Source organism: Rhodococcus sp. IEGM 1381 (genome assembly GCF_030056795.1).
Classification (GTDB): Bacteria; Actinomycetota; Actinomycetes; order Mycobacteriales; family Mycobacteriaceae; genus Rhodococcoides.
This window is the reverse complement of record NZ_JASHKQ010000014.1, coordinates 36,017-53,831: the sequence shown is the minus strand read 5'-3', so window position 1 is coordinate 53,831 and position 17,815 is coordinate 36,017. Positions and strand designations below refer to the sequence as shown.

Here is a 17,815-nt window from a genome sequence, read left to right as displayed (position 1 = left end):
CACCGCCAGTACGCAATTGCCCGGAACGCCGGTGCCGGCGGGAGGGTCGGACACCGAACCGAACACGCGAGACGTGGACGTGCTGCACGAGGTTGCCGTTCGTGTCGCGACGCGTGCCGCCGAGCACGTCCGACTGCGGCGACCGCAGGTGTTCGGTGGCGGTTCGGGTGTCGATGACGAGGCAGTGCAGTCCAAGAGCACGCCGACCGATCCGGTGACTGTCGTGGACACCGAGACCGAACGCGTTCTGCGCGAGATGTTGGCGCAGCTGCGGCCGTCGGATTCCATTCTCGGGGAAGAGGAAGGGAGCGAGGACGAGTCGCTCGACGGTGTGCGGTGGGTACTGGACCCGATCGACGGGACCGTGAATTTCATGTACGGAATCCCGGCCTACGCGGTGTCGGTTGCCGTTCAGATCGACGGTGTGAGTGTGGCGGGGGCCGTGGTCGACGTTGCTCGCGATCTCGTCTACTCCGCTGCCAAAGGCCGCGGTGCCACCGTACGGGGGGCCGACGGCACGCAGGAGCAACTGCGGTGCTCGGACGTCACCGAATTGTCGATGACGTTGCTGGCCACCGGATTCGGCTACGGGTCGGGTCGCCGTGCGGTACAGGGCGCGATCATCTCCGAATTGCTTCCTCAGGTACGAGATATCCGCCGGATCGGATCGGCAGCGCTCGACCTGTGCATGGTCGCGGCCGGCGCAGTCGACGCGCACTTCGAGCACGGGCTCAGTCCGTGGGACTGGGCCGCGGGTGCGCTCATCGCGGCCGAGGCCGGAGCGGTGGTGCGGCTGCCGGCCGCGAACTCGACGAGTGCGCACGGCTCTGCGACCGTGGCTATGGCTCCCGGAATCTCGAACGCGTTCCTTGCCGCGTTGCGCAGCGCAGGCGCTCTCGATCCGATTCCGGGTTGACGGGTCGACTCGCCGTCAGCAGCGGGATACGCGCGCTGCAGCGAGTAGGTCTGGATCGAGTGGCTGCGGTGCGGCATCCGGTGCTGTACCAGCAAGCGTTCGCAGCACCTCTTCTGCGTCGTCGTTCGGCTGGATCGCGCTGAAGTAGGTACCTAGAGCGAGATCGACCGAGTCGTCGGTGCGGGAATCTTCGATGAGCTCCGCGCAGGGCGCGACGAGCCAGACCGCGCTGGCCGCAGCGACCCCGGCCGCACCGAAACGAATCTGGCCCTGGCACTGCATGTTCTGATCGACGTAGACCGGATCGTTGCCGACCTGGACGTCCGGTGCGCTTGCGAAACCGTAATCGATGAGCTGGGCCGCTACCAGAGCCGCCTGGCCGCGCTCACCGTTGGCGTTGAAGACACGCACCTTCGATGCGGACAGAGCCGCGGGCGCGACGTCGAGCAGCGTGTCGGGGTCGACCTCGTCACCCAGCGGAGCGGGCTGCGTGCCGTCGGTGGCCGCCGTGGTGGTCGGCGTATTGCATTCGGCGGTTGCGGAGGTGGCCTCGGATGTCGTGAACACCTTGACCCAGACGAGCACGCCGAGCAGAGCCAGCACCGTGAACACTGCGATGATGGGAAATGCCCGGCGGCGACGGAACGGACGACCTCGATCGTCGGCCGAACGGCCTTCGGTGATCAGAGAAACCACAGTTGATCTTCGCCTTTCCTTCGGCTGCCGCCGAGACCGGTCACAGGGTCGGTTCACACCGACGCGGTGCCTACTGTAGATGCCCGCGGTGCCAGGCGGCGGCACACTCGGGCCGACCCCTCTCGGATGCGGAGCGCAACTCCCGTTTCTGAGCCGAAAACCCGCACTGCGAAGCCTTCGGTGGATCGCGGAATGAAGACGGCCGCCCCGGTGTTGATGCGGCGTGCATGCAGGTAATGGACCCACCGGCGATTCGGTTTCAACTTTGTCACCGGCTTCGGCTATTGTCTGGCGGCCGCGGTGCTTCGAGAATCGGACGCCGGTGCACCATCGATCAGGTGAGCGAGGTCTCGAACGGGTTTCAACCTTCGAGTTTTGGGAACTACCCGGTGTAGTTTCGGGCACCGCGCGACGACGAACGATTCGATCAGGCACGAACAATCGGTGGGAGTGAGCAAGCGCCCTCTTCGCAGCCGACGGCCACAAGCCGACCACAACGGCAACTCCCACCACACACACCACGAAGATGAGGGGTACGAGAACAATGGCAACCGACTACGACGCACCGAGAAGAACAGAATCCGATGACGTGTCGGAGGATTCGCTCGAAGAATTGAAAGCTCGGCGCAACGAGGCCCAGTCCGCAGTGGTCGACGTGGACGAATCCGACACCGCGGAGTCGTTCGAGCTTCCGGGTGCAGACCTGTCCGGTGAGGAGCTCTCGGTTCGAGTGGTTCCCAAGCAGGCGGACGAGTTCACCTGTTCGAGCTGCTTCCTGGTTCATCACCGGAGCCGACTGGCCAGCGACGCCAACGGCGTACTGATGTGCCGCGACTGCGCGGCATGATCTTCTCCGCACAGACCTGACCGTCGGCTCGGGTCTGTGCGTCGGTTCTCCGACCATCGGTCGGGTGGGGGATCAGCGTGCCTCGACGCCGTGAGCAGACAGCACCGCCAGTAACGCGTCGGGGCGTTTGGTGCTGATCAGCCAATACGGTGTGGGATCGTCCGGATCGTCGAGAACCACGATCACCATCTGCTTCACCCAGGTGCGGTGCTGTACGAAAGCCAGCGGATCGAGCTGTCTGCCCAGTGCCGCACTTTTTGCTGTTCCAGGGACGACTGCCGCCCTGGCTGCAACCGCGAGCGGTAGGTGTGCTTTCCCTACACGCAATTCGACGTCGGTCGAACCGGTTCCGGCCACCACCTCGACGCGCAGCCTGCTGAAGGTGAACAGTGCCCAGGCGAGGAGCGGCAGCAACACGACGTACGGCAACCATGCGCGGATACCCGGTGCGCCCATGTGAATCTCCGCCGCCAGCAACACCGCTACGGCGGCCCCCGCTGCCCACCACCAGATCGGCACCCAGAGCCGCTCGGAGTAGAGCACCGAGTCGGTGGACCCGGTGCTGGGAGTGGAATTGCCGGAGTCCGGGTTCGCGGGTTCGGTCTGTCGATCTGCAGTCACGAGCACCAGGGTAGTCGCCACACCGAGACACGAGCGGGCCAGCGTAGTCTCGTTCGACGTGAGCGACGAAGTCCCCGAGGCCGGCAAGGATCCGTCCGCCGACCGAACCCCGAACCCCGTGTGGCCTGCATCTCCGCTGACCGAGGTGCGGGTCCGTCGACTCGACCCCGAGCTACCGATACCCACCCGTGCGCACGAGGGTGACGCAGGAGTGGATCTGCGGATCACGGCTCCGGTCACGATCGCGCCGGGCGAACGTGTGCTGGTGGGAACCGGTATCGCGGTCGCTCTTCCGCTGGGAACCGTCGGGCTGATTCATCCGCGCTCGGGCCTGGCGGCGAAATCGGGGCTGTCGGTCGTCAACACCCCGGGCACGATCGATGCCGGATACCGCGGCGAGATCAAGGTCTGTCTGATCAACCACGACCTGCATTCCCCAATCGTGCTGGACCGGGGCGACCGTATCGCTCAGCTGGTCGTACAGCGGGTCGAGCTGGTGACGTTCGTCGAGGTCGACGAGTTGGACGACACCGTTCGAGGGGCCGGTGGTCACGGGTCGACCGGCGGCCATGCGAGTCTGAAGCAGTGAGTTCCGCCACGGAGTCGGTCGGTGGCAGGCACCGTGGAAGCAACCGAGAAGAAGAGGGCTGAACATGTTCGGACGGCGTAAGAAGAACGACGCCGGCAGTGCCTCCGCACCCGGTGCGGAGGCATTCGTCGATGGAGTCGAGGACAGGGAGCCCGCGGACACCGGAGCCGACGGACCCCACGATTTGGAGGACCTCGACGACGATCGCGAGACCGTAGCGAAGACGCGTCTCGACCTCGGTTCGGTGTTGATTCCGCTTCCTGAAGGCGGCCAACTCCAGGTCGAGATGTCGCAGGCGGGCAGCCCGCAGGCAGTGCACATCGTCACCCAGTTCGGGCGCATCACCATCGCTGCGTACGCGGCACCCAAATCGCCCGGTCAGTGGCGCGAGGTGGCGGCAGACCTGGCGACATCGCTTCGCAACGACAAGGCCGAGACCACGGTCGAGACGGGGCCGTGGGGACGTGAGCTGCACGGCGTCACCGCTAATGCCGATCTTCGTTTCATCGGAGTCGACGGCTATCGGTGGATGGTCCGATGCGTGCTCGCCGGGCCGTCGGGTGCCGTGGGTGAGGGGCAGCCGCTCGTCCAACTCGCACATACGATTCTTCGGCAGACCGTGGTCGACCGGGGGACCGATCCGCATCCCGTCCGAACACCGCTGCCGGTGGTGCTGCCGCAGGTGCTGGCCGAGCAACTTGCTGCCGCCTCACAACAGCAGGCGGCAGCGCAGCAATCTCCACAACCCGAGTCCGAACCTGTTGCACCGCAACAGAATTCGGTCCCGCAACAAAATTCGGCACCTTCGACACCGGAGCAGAGTTCGGTGCCGCAGTCGACTGCGGCCGAGCGCGATCGAGCGCCGCGACGCGGGGCGTCGGGATCGGCAATTCAGCAATTGGGCGGTTGAGGCGACCGCAGGTCGAGACCGTCGACAACCGCCCGGCCGAGACATCCCGCGTCGCTGCCGATCATGTCCAGCGTCACCGTTCTGAGCACGCAGTTCGGTAGCGCCCGCGCCCAGTTTCGCGCCACGTCGATGGGATGCACCGCGTCGTCCGACGCGCCGACGACGACGGTCGGCGGCTCGATCCGCGCGAGCTCGTCGAGTTCGAGGCTACGGTGTCGCGCCGCCTCCTCCAAGGCGTCGGGAAGGGCCGGCCATTGAGCGGCCCAGGATCGCCGCAGGGTGCGAGCGAGCCATTCGGGGCTCGACGACGACATGGCCGTAGTGACGGCATCGAGCCCCACCTCGCGCAGCGATCGAGCGGTGAACTGGGCGCTGAGGGCCGCGGGAGTGCCTGTCGGGTCGCCGGTCCATGCCGGTAGAACCAGGGCCAGCGCTGCAGTGCTCGACGCGTTGTCGGCGGCCCATCGTGCTGCGACCGCGGCACCGAGGGAGATTCCTGCGACGACGATTCGGCCGTGCCTGCGCGTTGCGGCGTTGAGCGCGTCGACATAGCTCGCGACCACGCCGGTGGGATCGGGATCGACTGCGATGGTGGTCAATCCCACACCGGTGAACGCTGCAGAGAATGCGTCTTCGGCAAACCGGGCGTCCGATCCCGTGCCAGGTAGAACGACCGCGGCGAGGGTGTCGAATCGGCAGTGCACGACACGATTGTGCACGGCTTCGGTTCCGAGTGTGGCGGTGGTTGGTCAGTGTGACATTTCGGGTCTACAGTGGCGAAGTACCCGCCCTGACGAGGCAAACCCCCACGTCGCCGCAGTTGCTTCCAGGAGTGGAGCCTGCGGAATGACCTATACCGCTGGCTCGCGGAGCCTGCGGAACGACTCACACCGCTGGAGCGCACAATGGCACCCGCTGCCGCAGGATACTTTCGCCGGTTGACGCGAAAGTTGACCGAGGACATCGATCAGCTCGACGCTGAGGAGATGGCCGAATCTTCCGAAGCGTCCGGTGCCCGCCGCGCGTGCGATTGCTCGCGCGGCGAGGAAGTCACGATGTTGGGTCGGTTGCGCAGTGTGGAGGCGTGCTCCAAGGCTGCCAACGCAAACATCGAAGCAGAGTTCTTCGACGGGACCGACACGGTGACGCTCGTGTGGATCGGTCGCCGGAAGATCGCCGGTATCGAGCCGGGCAAGACCGTCCTCGTTCGTGGACGCGTCGGCGAACGCGACGGACGCAAGATCGTCTACAACCCCTACTACGAACTGCGCGACGACAGCTGACCGTCGCAGGTATGGCACTCTCGTTGTGGTGACCAACAGTGACGATGCCGTGCCGCCTCCCACGACGCCGGAACTTGCGACCGATGCGCCGACGCCGGACAGTGTCGAGAAGGTGGCCCCTACCGTTCTCGAACAGCTCGGCGGTCTGAGCGGGCTCGTCTATTCCACGTTGCCGGTCATCGTCTTCGTTCCGGCCAACAGCTACTTCGGCCTGGCCGTGGCCCTGTGGTCTGCACTCGGCGTGGCCGCTGCGGTCCTGGTGTGGCGTCTGGTTCAGCGCAGTCCCATTCAGCCTGCGATTTCAGGATTCTTCGGTGTCGGCATCTGCGCGTTCATCGCGTACCGCACCGGGGATGCCAAGGGCTATTTCCTGTTCGGCATCTACACCTCGCTGGTCTACGGCGGAGCATTCGTGTTGTCGGTACTCGCGCGCTGGCCGCTGGTCGGAGTCATCTGGGGTTACCTCAACGGCAAGGGAACGGCGTGGCGTCACAACCGGTCGGCTGTGCGCTTCTACGACGTGGCGACGATCGCGTGGGCGGCGGTGTTCGCCGCCAGGTACGTCGTCCAGTCGCAGCTCTACGACTCGGATCAGACCGGCTGGCTGGCCGTTGCGCGAATCGGTATGGGTTGGCCGCTCACCGGAGTAGCGCTACTGGTCACGCTGTGGGCCGTGCGTCGGGCCGATCACACGCTGGAGGTCGCGTCGAGTGCGGATCGGACCGACGGAACAAAGCCGTCAGATCAGACCGACCGCAGCACGTAGTTCGTTCTCTACTTCTTTCGCCGCGACGAACAGTAGTTCGTCGCCGCCCTCGAGCGGGTCGTCGTGCTGTGGCACGATCACTCGGCCGCCGCGCAGAATCGTCACCAAGGCAGCGTCCCTGGGCAATTGAAGCTTTCGGACCGGCTTTCCTGCGAGCGGAGTGTTCTCGGGCAGCGTGATCTCGACGAGGTTGGCCTGTCCCTTGCGGAATGTCATCAGATGCACGAGGTCTCCGACCGAGACTGCCTCTTCGACCAGTGACGCGAGCATGCGCGGCGTCGATACCGCGACGTCGACACCCCACGCGGAGTCGAACAGCCACTCGTTACGTGGATCGTTGACTCGGGCCACCACACGATCGACACCGAATTCGGTCTTGGCCAGCAGACTGAGCACCAGGTTGGCCTTGTCGTCGCCCGTGGCGGCGATCACCACGTCGTAGTTTTCGAGATGAGCGGCTTCGAGCAAGCTCAGCTCGCACGCGTCGGCCAGTACCCATTCGGCTTCCGGTATCGCCGCCTGATCGACGTGGTCGAGCTTGCGTTCGAGGAGCATCACGTTGTGCTCGCTGCGGATCAACTCGCGTGCAATGGATCTGCCGACTGCGCCGGCGCCGGCGATGGCGACTTTCATGGCTTCCCGTTCGGGTCGATGGGGGCGGTGGAGAACGTGCGTGCGGACATCAGTCGTCCGACGGCGGTGGGTTGCCCGCGAGTGCGATGGCTTCGGCGACGGTGCCAGACACGGCGGCGACGTACACTTCGTCACCGGCCTGGATCACGGTGCGTTTGTCCGGTAGCAACCCGACGCCGAATCGGATGACGAATGCCGCCCGCGAACGCGTCGACTCTTCGAGGACCGAGAGCTTCTTGCCGATCCAGGCGTCGTGGAAGTCGAGGAGGACGACGGCCACGCTGCCGGACGGATCGCGCCATTTGGTGGTCGGATCGTCACGCAGCAGATTGTGTAGAAATCGGTCGGTCGCCCAAGGGACCGTGGCCACGGTCGGGATGCCGAGGCGTTCGTAGACCGCGGCGCGTTTGGCGTCGTAGATTCTCGCCACCACTTTGTCGACTCCGAAGGTCTCGCGCGCGACGCGGGCGGAGATGATGTTGGAGTTGTCGCCGGAAGAGACAGCGGCGAAAGCCTCGGCCTTCTCGATTCCCGCACTCACCAACACGTCTCGGTCGAAACCCATGCCGACGACGCGGTGTCCGCCGAAGTCGGGATCGAGTCGCAGAAATGCTGTTTCGTCGCGATCGATGATCGCTACTTCGTGGCCGATGCGTTCGAGCGCCCCGGCCAGCGATGCGCCGACGCGGCCACATCCCATCACAACTACGTACAACGCCCAGCTCCGTCCCGATCTCGATTGTCGACCACTGCCGACCGACACTGCCACGACGGGCAGGCGTGCACCAACGTATCGGGGGATTGGTCGCGGGATCGACCGAGGGTGGGCTCCGACGCAGTTTCGGGCGCGTGGTTGAGACGTCGGCAGGCGGACGGCCTACGCTTCTGTCCGTGTCCAAGGTCTCGACTGCCGCCAAGCGGCTAGTGCTCGGTAAGCCGTTCCGTAGCGACAAGCTCGGTCATACGTTGCTTCCCAAGCGAATCGCGTTGCCGGTGTTCGCCTCGGATGCCATGTCGTCGGTGGCCTATGCCCCCGAGGAGATCTTTCTGGTGTTGTCGGTGGCGGGTATTTCGGCGGTCGCGTTCACCCCGTGGATCGGTCTCGCCGTGTGCGTGGTGATGGCCGTGGTCGTGGCCAGTTATCGACAGAACGTGCACGCCTATCCGTCCGGCGGCGGCGACTACGAGGTCGCGACCACCAATCTCGGTCCCGCGGCCGGATTGACGGTCGGCAGCGCGTTGCTGGTCGACTACGTGCTGACCGTGGCGGTATCGATCTCGGCAGCCGCGTCGAACATCGGGTCGGCGGTGCCCTTCGTCGCCGAGCACAAAGTGCTGTTCGCTGTGGTGGCCATCGTGTTCGTCACCTCGATCAATCTGCGGGGCATCCGGGAGTCCGGGGCTGCGTTCGCGATCCCGACCTACGCCTTCATGGGCGGCATGTTCCTTATGTTGGTGTATGGCCTGGTCCGGGTCTACCTGCTCGGCGACGACATCCATGCGGAATCGGCAGCCTTCGATCTGAAGGCAGAGGATTCGCACCTGTACGGAATCGCGTTCGCGTTCCTCATCGCACGGGCCTTCTCGTCGGGTTGTGCGGCGCTGACCGGGGTGGAGGCCATCAGCAACGGAGTACCCGCATTCGAGAAGCCGAAGTCGCGTAACGCAGCGACGACGCTGTTGCTTCTCGGGGCGATCGGCATCACATTGCTGATGGGCATCATCGTGCTCGCACAGAAGATCGGTATCAAGTACGCCATGGATCCCGATATTCAGCTGATCGGTGCGCCGGAGGGCTATCAGCAGAAGACGCTCATCGCGCAGCTTGCGGAGACGGTATTCAGCGGATTCCCTGCCGGATTCTTCTTCATCACCACCGTGACGGCCCTCATTCTGGTACTGGCGGCAAACACCGCCTTCAACGGCTTTCCCGTTCTCGGTTCGGTCCTGGCCCAGGACCGGTACCTCCCGAGGCAGCTGCACACCCGTGGCGATCGGCTCGCCTTCAGCAACGGCATCCTGTTTCTGTCCGGTGCGGCAATCGTCTTCGTCGTCGCCTTCGGAGCCGAGGTCACCAAGCTCATTCAGCTCTACATCGTCGGAGTGTTCGTCTCCTTCACGCTCAGCCAGACCGGCATGATTCGGCACTGGACGCGTCTGCTCCGATCCGAGACCGACAGTGAGCAGCGCCGCAAGATGCAGCGTTCGCGTGTGGTCAACAGTGTCGGTCTTGCCATGACGGCAACGGTGCTCGTGATCGTGTTGATCACCAAGTTCGCCGCTGGAGCATGGATTGCGATCGTGGCCATGGTGGCGATCTTCGTAGTGATGCGCATGATCAGGAAGCACTACGACACCGTGGCGCGCGAACTCGAAGACGAGGTGTGGGACGGAGTTCTGCCCAGCCGTACCCATTCGATCGTGCTGGTGTCGAAGTTGCACATGCCCACCCTGCGGGCACTGGCCTACGCGCGGGCCACCAGGCCCGACACGCTCGAAGCCGTGACCGTCAACGTCGACGAGGCCGACACCCGCGCGCTGGTACGCGAATGGGAGGCCAGTGACGTGACGGTGCCGCTCAAGGTCGTCGAGTCGCCGTACCGCGAAGTGACCAAACCGGTTCTGGACTACGTCAAGCGTGTTCGACGCGACTCACCGCGTGATGTCGTCACCGTCTTCATCCCCGAATACGTCGTGGGTCACTGGTGGGAGCAGGTCCTGCACAACCAGAGCGCGTTGCGACTGAAGTCCCGACTGCTGTTTCAACCGGGAGTGATGGTCACCAGCGTGCCCTGGCAGTTGCGTTCGTCCGAGAAGGCCAAGCGCGAGGTGCTCGGCAACGCACCGGGTGCGTCGCGTCGCGGCTACGAGCCTCCGGCGGGCAAGTGACCGAGAGCTGGTTCGGCCTTCTGCTCGAGGTCGAGCTCGGTGCGCCGGGACACGGTGGGTTCTGCGTGGCTCGCCACGAAGGTCGAGTCGTGTTCGTTCGTCATGGGCTTCCCGGAGAGCGGGTCGTGGCCCGGGTGACCGAGGACCGAGGTGGATCGTTCTGCCGAGCCGATGCCGTGGAAATCCTGTCGCCGTCCGCGGACCGGGTGGATACGCGCTGCCCCATCGCCGGACCGGGCGGATCCGGATGCTGCGATTACTCCCACACCACTGCCGATGCAGGCCGTCGACTGAAGTCTTTCGTCGTCGCCGAGCAACTTCGACGCGTCGCCGGAGTCGAGCGTGAGGTGCTCGTCGAGGAGCTACCGGGGACCGGCGACGGCACCGGGTGGCGAACCCGCGTTCGACTGGCCGTCGATTCCGGCGGGCGGCCCGGCTACCACCGCTATCGCAGTAGCTCGATTGTCAGCGAATTGTCTTGTCCGCAAATGGATTCCGTAGCTTTCGAAGGATTGTCGGGCCAGCAGTGGCGGCCGGGTGCGGAACTGCAAGTGGTGCTCGACGGAGCCGGTAGGCGGCACGTCGTGGAGATCGCCCCGGCTCAGCTCTCGACCACCGGGCGCAGATCTCCGGGTCGCCGCGGGGCGTCGGCGCGCCGGGCAGCGTCTTCTCGGGCACGACCGGAGAAGGCCGTGATCGGGTCGGGTCGAGTGACGGAATACGTCTCGGACAGGGCCTTTACCCTCGACGCCACCGGCTTCTGGCAAGCCCATCGAGGTGCTGCCCAGGTCTACACCGACGTGGTGACGGACTGGACGGACGCGACCCCTGGCGACGGCGCTTGGGATCTGTACGGCGGTGTCGGGGTGTTCGCGGCGTCTCTCGCCGCTGGGGTCGGGCCGGAAGGACACGTGACCAGCGTCGAGTTCTCCCGCCGCGCGGCCGAAGACGGACGTTCGGCGCTGGCCGACCTCACGCAGGTCTCGTTCGTGCCAGGACGCGTGGAGCGTTCGATGGATGCATTGGCCGAGCCGGTGGCAATAGCGGTGCTCGATCCACCTCGCGCGGGAGCTGGACGCGACGTGATCGACGCCCTCGCCGCCCGAGGTCCTCGTTCGGTGGTGCACATCGGCTGTGATCCCGCGTCGTTCGCGCGAGACGTGAGCCTGTACCGGGCCGCGGGATACGAGCTCACCGACATCCGCGCCTTCGACGCGTTTCCTCTGACCAGTCACGTGGAATGCATCGGACGTTTCGTCAGAAAGTAGGGTTCGACGACCCGGTGACCGCGAAGTCCTACTCGACCAATTCGGCACTGTCGATCGGTTGGGCCCTCGACGCCGTGGTGCCCGAGGTGGCGCGCACCCTGGAGTGATCGATCACGCGGGACGAGCAACCTCGGCGACGGGGGCGAAGCTCTCGGTGGGTACCGACACGATGCGTTGGGCCCCGCACTGGCAGCCCTCGTATCCGACGAGACCCTCGCTCGTGTGGTGGGTGGAACGAGTTGTCCAGCTGTGTTCTGTGTGCATACATCCACTGTGATGTAATGGTCTTGTGCATATCAACCCTTACGGTGAATACGCGGTGAAACTCGGTATCGATCTGCTCAATACTCCGCCCACCTCGGCGACCGAACTGGGCGAGCGCTGCGTCGATGCGGGCCTGGTTCCCGATTGGACGGCCACCGATGCCGATCTGGCCGACACGCTCGACTTCCTCGGTCAGTGGGCGCATGTCGTGGACGCCGACACCGAGAACGAGCGAGCACAGGCACTCAACGTCCTGCTGGCTCGAGCGGCGGCGTACCCGAGGTTGACCGACCATGCGGGAGACGGTTGGCACATGCACTATCGCGATCCCAATATCGCCCTCGGCGGCGTCATCCGAGCTCTGGTGAGCGTCGGCACCGCGTTGCATCTGACGGGACGCGGCATGTCCCGCCTGTCTCGCTGCGCTGCGGCCGACTGCTCGCTCGCCTTTGCGGACACGTCGCGAACGGGCACGCAACGGTACTGCGGAACGGTGTGTTCCAATCGCGACGCGGTGCGCCGGCATCGAGCGCGCGCAGCGTCTTGACCGGCTGACGTATCGAACTGCAGCGGTATCCGTACTGCAGCGGTATCGAACTGCAGCTAGGACTTTCGGTTGTACAGCCGCATCGTGATCGGTCCGAACACCGCCAGCAGAACGGCGCACAGCACCAGTGTCACTCCCAATTGACCGGTGTCGACATCGCCCTGCATCAGGCCGCGCAGAGACGTCACCAGGAAGCTGACCGGGTTGACGTCGACGAAGGCACGCAACCAACCGGGCATGGTGTTGGGATCGACGAAGATGTTGCTCGCAAATGTCAGCGGAAACAGGATGAACATCGACACACCCATGACTGCGGCCTCGGTGCGCACGATCATGGCGATCATCGTCCAGATCCAGGACAGGCAGAACGAGAACACCAGCAGCAGAGCTATCGAGGCCACTACGCCGACGAGACCGCCCTGCGGCCTGAACCCGAGGACCAAGCCAAGAATCAGCACGATCACCGAAGCGAGCGTGTAGCGGACCACGTCTCCGAGCAGCGCGCCGACCAACGGCGACGGACGCCAGATGGGCAGCGAACGGAAACGATCGAACACCCCCTTCTCGATGTCCTTGTTCATCGTCACACCCGTGTACATCGTGATCATCACCACGGTCTGCACCAGAATGCCGGGAAGCAGAAACTGGATGTACGCGTCGGTCGACCCGGCCAGTGCGCCGCCGAACAAGTACGTGAACAGCAGCGTGAACATGATCGGGAAGGCCGTCACGTCGAACAGTTGCTCGGGCACGTGTTTGATCTTGAGCAGCGCCCGCCACCCGAAGCTCAGCGACGTGGACAGCGACGAGGGCCGCGGGGGACGAGGGCCGGCCGCGCCGAGCACATCGATGATGGTCGAGGCCTGCGGCGTCGACTGCTGGGCTTCGGCGGTCACGACACAACCTCCCGATCGGATGTGGACAAGGCGGTCGTTCCTGCAGGCTCCACTCCCGCTTCGTGCCCTGTCAGGGCCAGGAACACCTCGTCCAAGCTCGGCTGGCCGAGGGTGAAGGCCGCAATCGAGATTCCCGCTGTCTCGAGTGCTGGCAGCACGGGCGCGGCCTGTGCCGGGTTGTCGAGACGCGCCGTGACGGTCGACGGATCCGGATCTTCCGTTACGGTGCCGCCGAGCAGATCTCGCAGGATCCGCGCGGCCGCAGTTCGTTGCGCCGCGTCGAGAACCCGGAGGTGCAGCGAGTTCGATCCCACCGATGCTTTCAACTCGCCGGTCGTACCTTCTGCGATGACTTTGCCGTGGTCGATGACCGCGACACGCCCGGCCAATTGATCGGCTTCGTCGAGATACTGGGTTGTCAGAAGCACTGTCGTCCCGCCTGCCACCAGAGCACGGATGATCTCCCATACGTGGTTTCGGCTGCGCGGATCGAGTCCGGTGGTGGGTTCGTCCAGAAAGATCAGCTCGGGGGTGACGATGATGCTGGCGGCGATGTCGATACGTCGGCGCATTCCGCCGGAGTAGGTTTTGACCTGTCTCGGGCCGGCGTCGGCGATGTCGAACGCGGCCAGCAACTGCTCGGACCGCGACCGGGCAGCAGGCCGGGAGTAGCCGAGCAATCGTGCCAGCAGAACCAGATTTTCCGTACCGGTCAGATCCTCGTCCAACGAGGCGAATTGGCCTGTCAGAGCGACCTTCTGCCGCACGGCCTCGGGTTCGCTCGCCACATCGTGCCCCAACACGCGTGCGCTACCCCCGTCGATGGGGAGCAGGGTGGCTAGCATTCGGATGGTCGTGGTCTTGCCTGCACCGTTGGGCCCCAGGACGCCGTAGACCCCGCCGGACGGGATGGACAGATCGACGCCGTCGACGGCGACGTTCGACCCGAATCTCTTGACCAGACCGCGTGTCTCGATGGCCGCCATGTCTCTCGATTCCTCCAGTGGGCCGATCGCCCGATTACCCACGATTGTCCGATTCTCCACCAAGGATGAATCGCGGTCCAGCTCGGTGCAAACGAATTCGTGAACCCGAACCATCCTCCGGCCGGTTTGTTCCGAATATGTACCGCGGCGGGAAAACGTGGAGGTTTCGATATGAGAGCACTATGACCACTAGTGTCGTGTTCGATGAACTCGATCATGAACCCGTCTGTTGGGACGACCTTTCGATGAGCGCGCCGTTGTCCGGATCGTCGGATGCCAGCCGTGACCGGGTGGCCGACGGCGCCGATGGCTACACGGACGACAGCGCGGTATGCGCCGTTCCCAGTCCACAGTTGAAGAATTTGCGAGCCGAGGAGACTGACCGTCTTCGACGGCTCATGGCATCGGTTGCACAGGGCGATCGGGCGGCATTCGCAGAGTTGTACGACGCCACGTCCGCTCGCGTCTACGGCATGGTGCTGCGAGTGCTTCGCGACCCGGGATACAGCGAGGAGACTGCGCAGGAGGTGTTCCTCCAGATCTGGCGCGCAGCACCGAATTACGACCCGAACCAGGGGAGCCCACTCGCCTGGATCATGACGCTGGCTCACCGCCGGGCTGTCGATCGCGTCCGCAGCGAGCAGTCGGGTACCGACCGTGAGGCGGCGTACGGCGCAGTGAGCCACACGCCCGAACACGACGAAGTGCTCGAGACGGTGACTCAGCGGCTCGAATCGGAGGCCGTGGTGGCCTGTCTCGAAACTCTGACCGATACGCAGAGCGAGTCGGTACGAATGGCTTATTACAGCGGATACACCTACCGCGAAGTTGCGGAGCGGCTCGGGGTCGCCGTTCCTACCATCAAGTCGCGCATACGAGACGGATTGATCAAATTGAAGACATGTCTGGGGGTGATCCCGCAATGAGCGAGTCGTCACGGCAACGACTGATCGAGGACGCGGAGATCTACGCTCTCCACGCGACCACCGAGTCGGAGCGACGCGACATCGAGACCGAACGGCTTCGCGTCGACGACACCGCGCGCGCTCAATTCGACGTTCTCGTCAGCGAAATCCAGGAGACTTTGGCTTTGGCTGCGGCGATCGATGCGAAGCCCGCCCCCGATCGGCTGCGTCAGATGGTGATCGACCGAACAGCAACAAGCGACCAGGAACCTACGGTCCGCGAGCTACCTCCGAACGTGACCCCGCTGCACCGGCATCGGCGCGAGCGCTCGAAGTCCTGGCGCTACTCGATGATGTCGGCCGCTGCAGCGGTGGTCGTTGCCGTCGGCGGCGTGGTGGTCGTCACGCAGACGATGGGTAACGATCCCCAGCCGTCGCAGGCGGACCAGATCGTCGCTGCACCGGATGCGCGGCGGACCTCGGCTGAGTTCCCCGGTGGCGGTTCGGCAACGGTCGCTTACTCACTGTCGCGGAACGCTGTCGTGGTTTCTCTGGACGGGGTTCCGCAGCCGCCGCCCGGCCGCGTCTATCAGATGTGGTTCGTCGAGGGTTCGCCTCGATCGGCCGGCGTCGTGACCGAGGATCAGCTCACGTCGGAATCGGGCACGGTGGTCGACGGACTCGGGGCATCGACGAACTTCGCGTTCTCCCTCGAGCCTGCAGGCGGGTCGCCGCAGCCCACAGAGGTGCTCACGATGCTGACGTTGGGTGCCTGACCGTTTCACGTTCGCCTCGGGCGGTTCGACCTTCGGTGTCAGATACCGATGTCGAACCGCCCGAGCGTTCTGATCACCGCGGCCATCTGGCCGTACGCACCGGTGGCCAGATTCTCCAGGAGAGCAAGCTTGACCTCGGGCGCGTCCTGAGTCAGCGCCTCGAAGTGCGGTACCGACACCACCACGAGGTCGACCGGTGTGTCTGCCACCATGTCGAGCAGAAACGGCACTGCCATCAACAGCGGCATCTCGCCGAAGCTCATCCCGGGCGACAGAGTCGTGATCCGATGCGTGCCACCATCGGCCGACACGGTGGTCGACGTCACCTCTCCGCGCAGCATCAGAAACAGGCCTGCGGCCGCGGCACCGTGATGCACGATGATGTCTCCGCGCGCATAGTGCCGCTTCTCGAGATAGGGACTCACCGCCTCGTACTGGGCGGCCGACAGTCCTTCGAGCAACGGATGCTCGGCTGGTGTGATCTCGGTGGGCTGTCGAAGACCTGCGCAATGTCGATCGAGCAGAAGGTTCTCGGCCCACTGGATGGCCGACCCCAGGCTCGAATAGACCCGACCCGCCGGATCGGCCGGGTCGAGACTGGACGCAGTGTGTCCCATGATCGTTCGCGGATCCACCAGACACACCACACAGCCGTGTTCGGCCAGATCCCGGCGAAGATCCTCGAACATGCTGCGAGCGATGGCACTGACCTCGTCGACGCCGCGGACGTCGATGACGAGTGCGTCGAGCTCTCGATCCAGATTTCCGATCTCACGGACTGCGGTCTCGGCGCCGGAGAACAGCAGGTCGCCGTGCAATTCGTACACCCGGGCGCGGTCTCCCACCGCGGCCAGGGTGGCCTGTTCGACGTCGGAGCGCCTTTTGCGTGACGGTGCCTCGGTGAGCACGTATCGACGCCGGATCGAGGACTTCGCCGCTCGTGTGACGTGCAGGAAGTGCAGTTCGAGCCGGCTCGAGAGTTCTCGGCAGGCGGCGACCCCGCGCACGCTGTTTCCATGGGAGTCGAGCCGCGGCGAGTAGACGGCGATCCCCATCTGTCCCGGCAGTACCGCGAGAATCCCGCCACCGACTCCGCTCTTGGCCGGCATTCCCACCTGCGCAACCCAATCGCCTGCGCCGTCGTACATCCCGCACGTGGTCATGACCGACAACACCCGTTCGACCAGAGCAGGTGCCAGGGCCCGTTCTCGGGTGCGCGGATTGACACCGTTGTTGGCCATGGTTGCCGCCATCATCGCAAGGTCCGCCGCGGTGACATTTATCGAGCACTGACGAAAGTACAGATCGACGGCGGCGTCCGGGCCGTGTTCGATGATGTCGAACGAGCGGAGCATGTATCCGATCGCACGGTTCCGGTTGCCGGTGCGCGCCTCCGAACGGTAGACGGCATCGTTGAAGGTCAAAGATCTCCCTGCATAGCGTGAGTAGGAGGCCCGAATTCGCTCGAACCGATCCTGCGGAGTACTTCCGGCGATGAGAGATGCCGACGTGATCGCACCCGCGTTGATCATCGGGTTGCGCGGTCGCTCGGTGACGGGGTCGAGGCTGATCTCGTTGAACGGCTCGCCGGACGGCTCGATATCGATCTTGTTCGCCACGGCATCGAGTCCGCGATCGGCCAGAGCCAGCGCGTAGGTGAACGGCTTGGAGATCGATTGGATCGTGAAGGGTAGTCGAGTGTCGCCGACCTCGTAGACGTAACCGTCGGTGGTAGTCAGCGCTATTCCGAAGCCGTCCGGCGTGACAGCGGCAAGCTCTGGAATGTAGTCCGCCACCTGCCCGGTCGTGTCGTCTCGGCACAGTTCGTGAACCCGGCACAGGATGGCATCGACGACGTTGCTCATGGTCGTCACTGTATGTGGTGTCCTGTCGGTCACCCTCGAGGTTAGGGGCGGCTGATCTGGGGCATCTCGGTGTTCGACGGTAGTGTCACCGACACCACGCTGGGCGGAGCAGCGCGGGGACAACAACTCCGTAGACTGAATTGTCCAGTGTGTTTTTC

General features: G+C 64.7%; 20 protein-coding genes. 11 read left to right on the top strand and 9 right to left on the bottom strand.

Features of this window, described 5'->3' with window-relative positions; translation table 11 throughout:
- The first annotated feature begins 73 nt into the window (after positions 1–73).
- On the top strand, positions 74–916 hold the full coding sequence (locus QM797_RS21605; RefSeq protein ID WP_283277755.1) for an inositol monophosphatase family protein: 843 nt from the start codon (positions 74–76) through the stop codon (positions 914–916).
- Between the two features lie 15 nt (positions 917–931).
- Here the strand turns inward: QM797_RS21605 and cei are convergent, their stop codons facing one another.
- The gene (cei, locus tag QM797_RS21600; RefSeq protein ID WP_283277709.1) at positions 932–1,612 is read right to left on the bottom strand and encodes an envelope integrity protein Cei; all 681 of its coding nucleotides are present in this window, start codon (positions 1,610–1,612) and stop codon (positions 932–934) included.
- A gap of 544 nt (positions 1,613–2,156) precedes the next feature.
- Here cei and QM797_RS21595 point away from each other — a divergent pair.
- Positions 2,157–2,459, top strand: a complete 303-nt coding sequence (locus QM797_RS21595; RefSeq protein WP_027496891.1) for a DUF4193 domain-containing protein — start codon at positions 2,157–2,159, stop codon at positions 2,457–2,459.
- Positions 2,460–2,531: 72 nt separating this feature from the next.
- Here QM797_RS21595 and QM797_RS21590 read toward each other — a convergent pair whose 3' ends face one another.
- Positions 2,532–3,002: a DUF3093 domain-containing protein gene (locus QM797_RS21590; protein WP_283277754.1), complete on the bottom strand. Its 471-nt coding sequence runs from the start codon at positions 3,000–3,002 to the stop codon at positions 2,532–2,534.
- Positions 3,003–3,216: 214 nt separating this feature from the next.
- On the opposite strand from QM797_RS21590, the gene dut reads away from it, so the two are divergent.
- Positions 3,217–3,669, top strand: coding sequence for a dUTP diphosphatase (gene dut / locus QM797_RS21585; protein WP_283277753.1), 453 nt, complete (start codon positions 3,217–3,219; stop codon positions 3,667–3,669).
- 64 nt (positions 3,670–3,733) lie between these two features.
- On the top strand, positions 3,734–4,579 hold the full coding sequence (locus QM797_RS21580) for a DUF3710 domain-containing protein (protein WP_283277708.1): 846 nt from the start codon (positions 3,734–3,736) through the stop codon (positions 4,577–4,579).
- Here QM797_RS21580 and QM797_RS21575 read toward each other — a convergent pair.
- Positions 4,561–5,298 carry an alpha/beta fold hydrolase gene (locus QM797_RS21575; protein WP_283277707.1) on the bottom strand — a complete coding sequence of 246 codons (738 nt, stop codon included), beginning with the start codon at positions 5,296–5,298 and terminating at the stop codon, positions 4,561–4,563. The genes QM797_RS21580 and QM797_RS21575 overlap by 19 nt on opposite strands.
- A 186-nt stretch (positions 5,299–5,484) precedes the next feature.
- Here QM797_RS21575 and QM797_RS21570 point away from each other — a divergent pair, with 186 nt between their 5' ends.
- Positions 5,485–5,862: an OB-fold nucleic acid binding domain-containing protein gene (locus tag QM797_RS21570; protein WP_032378440.1), complete on the top strand. Its 378-nt coding sequence runs from the start codon at positions 5,485–5,487 to the stop codon at positions 5,860–5,862.
- Positions 5,863–5,974: 112 nt separating this feature from the next.
- Complete coding sequence (locus tag QM797_RS21565) at positions 5,975–6,628, top strand: DUF3159 domain-containing protein (RefSeq protein WP_283277752.1); 654 nt, start codon at positions 5,975–5,977, stop codon at positions 6,626–6,628.
- Here the strand turns inward: QM797_RS21565 and QM797_RS21560 are convergent.
- Complete coding sequence (locus QM797_RS21560; protein WP_283277706.1) at positions 6,602–7,261, bottom strand: potassium channel family protein; 660 nt, start codon at positions 7,259–7,261, stop codon at positions 6,602–6,604. The two genes, QM797_RS21565 and QM797_RS21560, sit on opposite strands and share 27 nt — an antisense overlap.
- A gap of 49 nt (positions 7,262–7,310) precedes the next feature.
- Positions 7,311–7,976 carry a potassium channel family protein gene (locus QM797_RS21555; protein ID WP_283277705.1) on the bottom strand — a complete coding sequence of 222 codons (666 nt, stop codon included), beginning with the start codon at positions 7,974–7,976 and terminating at the stop codon, positions 7,311–7,313.
- Between the two features lie 176 nt (positions 7,977–8,152).
- Here QM797_RS21555 and QM797_RS21550 point away from each other — a divergent pair, with 176 nt between their 5' ends.
- Positions 8,153–10,150 carry an APC family permease gene (locus QM797_RS21550; protein ID WP_283277704.1) on the top strand — a complete coding sequence of 666 codons (1,998 nt, stop codon included), beginning with the start codon at positions 8,153–8,155 and terminating at the stop codon, positions 10,148–10,150.
- Positions 10,147–11,418, top strand: a complete 1,272-nt coding sequence (locus tag QM797_RS21545; protein WP_283277702.1) for a class I SAM-dependent RNA methyltransferase — start codon at positions 10,147–10,149, stop codon at positions 11,416–11,418. The genes QM797_RS21550 and QM797_RS21545 overlap by 4 nt, the downstream gene beginning before the upstream one ends.
- A gap of 111 nt (positions 11,419–11,529) precedes the next feature.
- Here QM797_RS21545 and QM797_RS21540 read toward each other — a convergent pair whose 3' ends face one another.
- Positions 11,530–11,682 carry a hypothetical protein gene (locus tag QM797_RS21540; protein WP_283277700.1) on the bottom strand — a complete coding sequence of 51 codons (153 nt, stop codon included), beginning with the start codon at positions 11,680–11,682 and terminating at the stop codon, positions 11,530–11,532.
- 25 nt (positions 11,683–11,707) lie between these two features.
- Here QM797_RS21540 and QM797_RS21535 point away from each other — a divergent pair, with 25 nt between their 5' ends.
- A complete protein-coding gene (locus QM797_RS21535) occupies positions 11,708–12,229 on the top strand; it encodes a CGNR zinc finger domain-containing protein (protein ID WP_283277699.1) in 522 nt (173 codons plus the stop codon).
- A gap of 56 nt (positions 12,230–12,285) precedes the next feature.
- Here the strand turns inward: QM797_RS21535 and QM797_RS21530 are convergent, their stop codons facing one another.
- Positions 12,286–13,125, bottom strand: coding sequence for an ABC transporter permease (locus tag QM797_RS21530; protein ID WP_037173896.1), 840 nt, complete (start codon positions 13,123–13,125; stop codon positions 12,286–12,288).
- A complete protein-coding gene (locus QM797_RS21525) occupies positions 13,122–14,111 on the bottom strand; it encodes an ATP-binding cassette domain-containing protein (RefSeq protein ID WP_283277698.1) in 990 nt (329 codons plus the stop codon). Before QM797_RS21525 ends, QM797_RS21530 begins: the two co-directional genes overlap by 4 nt.
- Before the next feature lie 182 nt (positions 14,112–14,293).
- Here QM797_RS21525 and QM797_RS21520 point away from each other — a divergent pair, with 182 nt between their 5' ends.
- Together QM797_RS21520 and QM797_RS21515 are read left to right on the top strand one after the other, a co-directional pair.
- Positions 14,294–15,037 (top strand): sigma-70 family RNA polymerase sigma factor, encoded by a 744-nt coding sequence (locus tag QM797_RS21520; protein ID WP_283277696.1) that lies wholly within the window; start codon positions 14,294–14,296, stop codon positions 15,035–15,037.
- Positions 15,034–15,792 carry an anti-sigma factor gene (locus tag QM797_RS21515; protein WP_283277695.1) on the top strand — a complete coding sequence of 253 codons (759 nt, stop codon included), beginning with the start codon at positions 15,034–15,036 and terminating at the stop codon, positions 15,790–15,792. The genes QM797_RS21520 and QM797_RS21515 overlap by 4 nt, the downstream gene beginning before the upstream one ends.
- Positions 15,793–15,830: 38 nt before the next feature.
- Here QM797_RS21515 and glsA read toward each other — a convergent pair whose 3' ends face one another.
- Positions 15,831–17,657, bottom strand: a complete 1,827-nt coding sequence (glsA, locus tag QM797_RS21510) for a glutaminase A (RefSeq protein WP_283277694.1) — start codon at positions 17,655–17,657, stop codon at positions 15,831–15,833.
- Positions 17,658–17,815 lie beyond the last annotated feature (158 nt).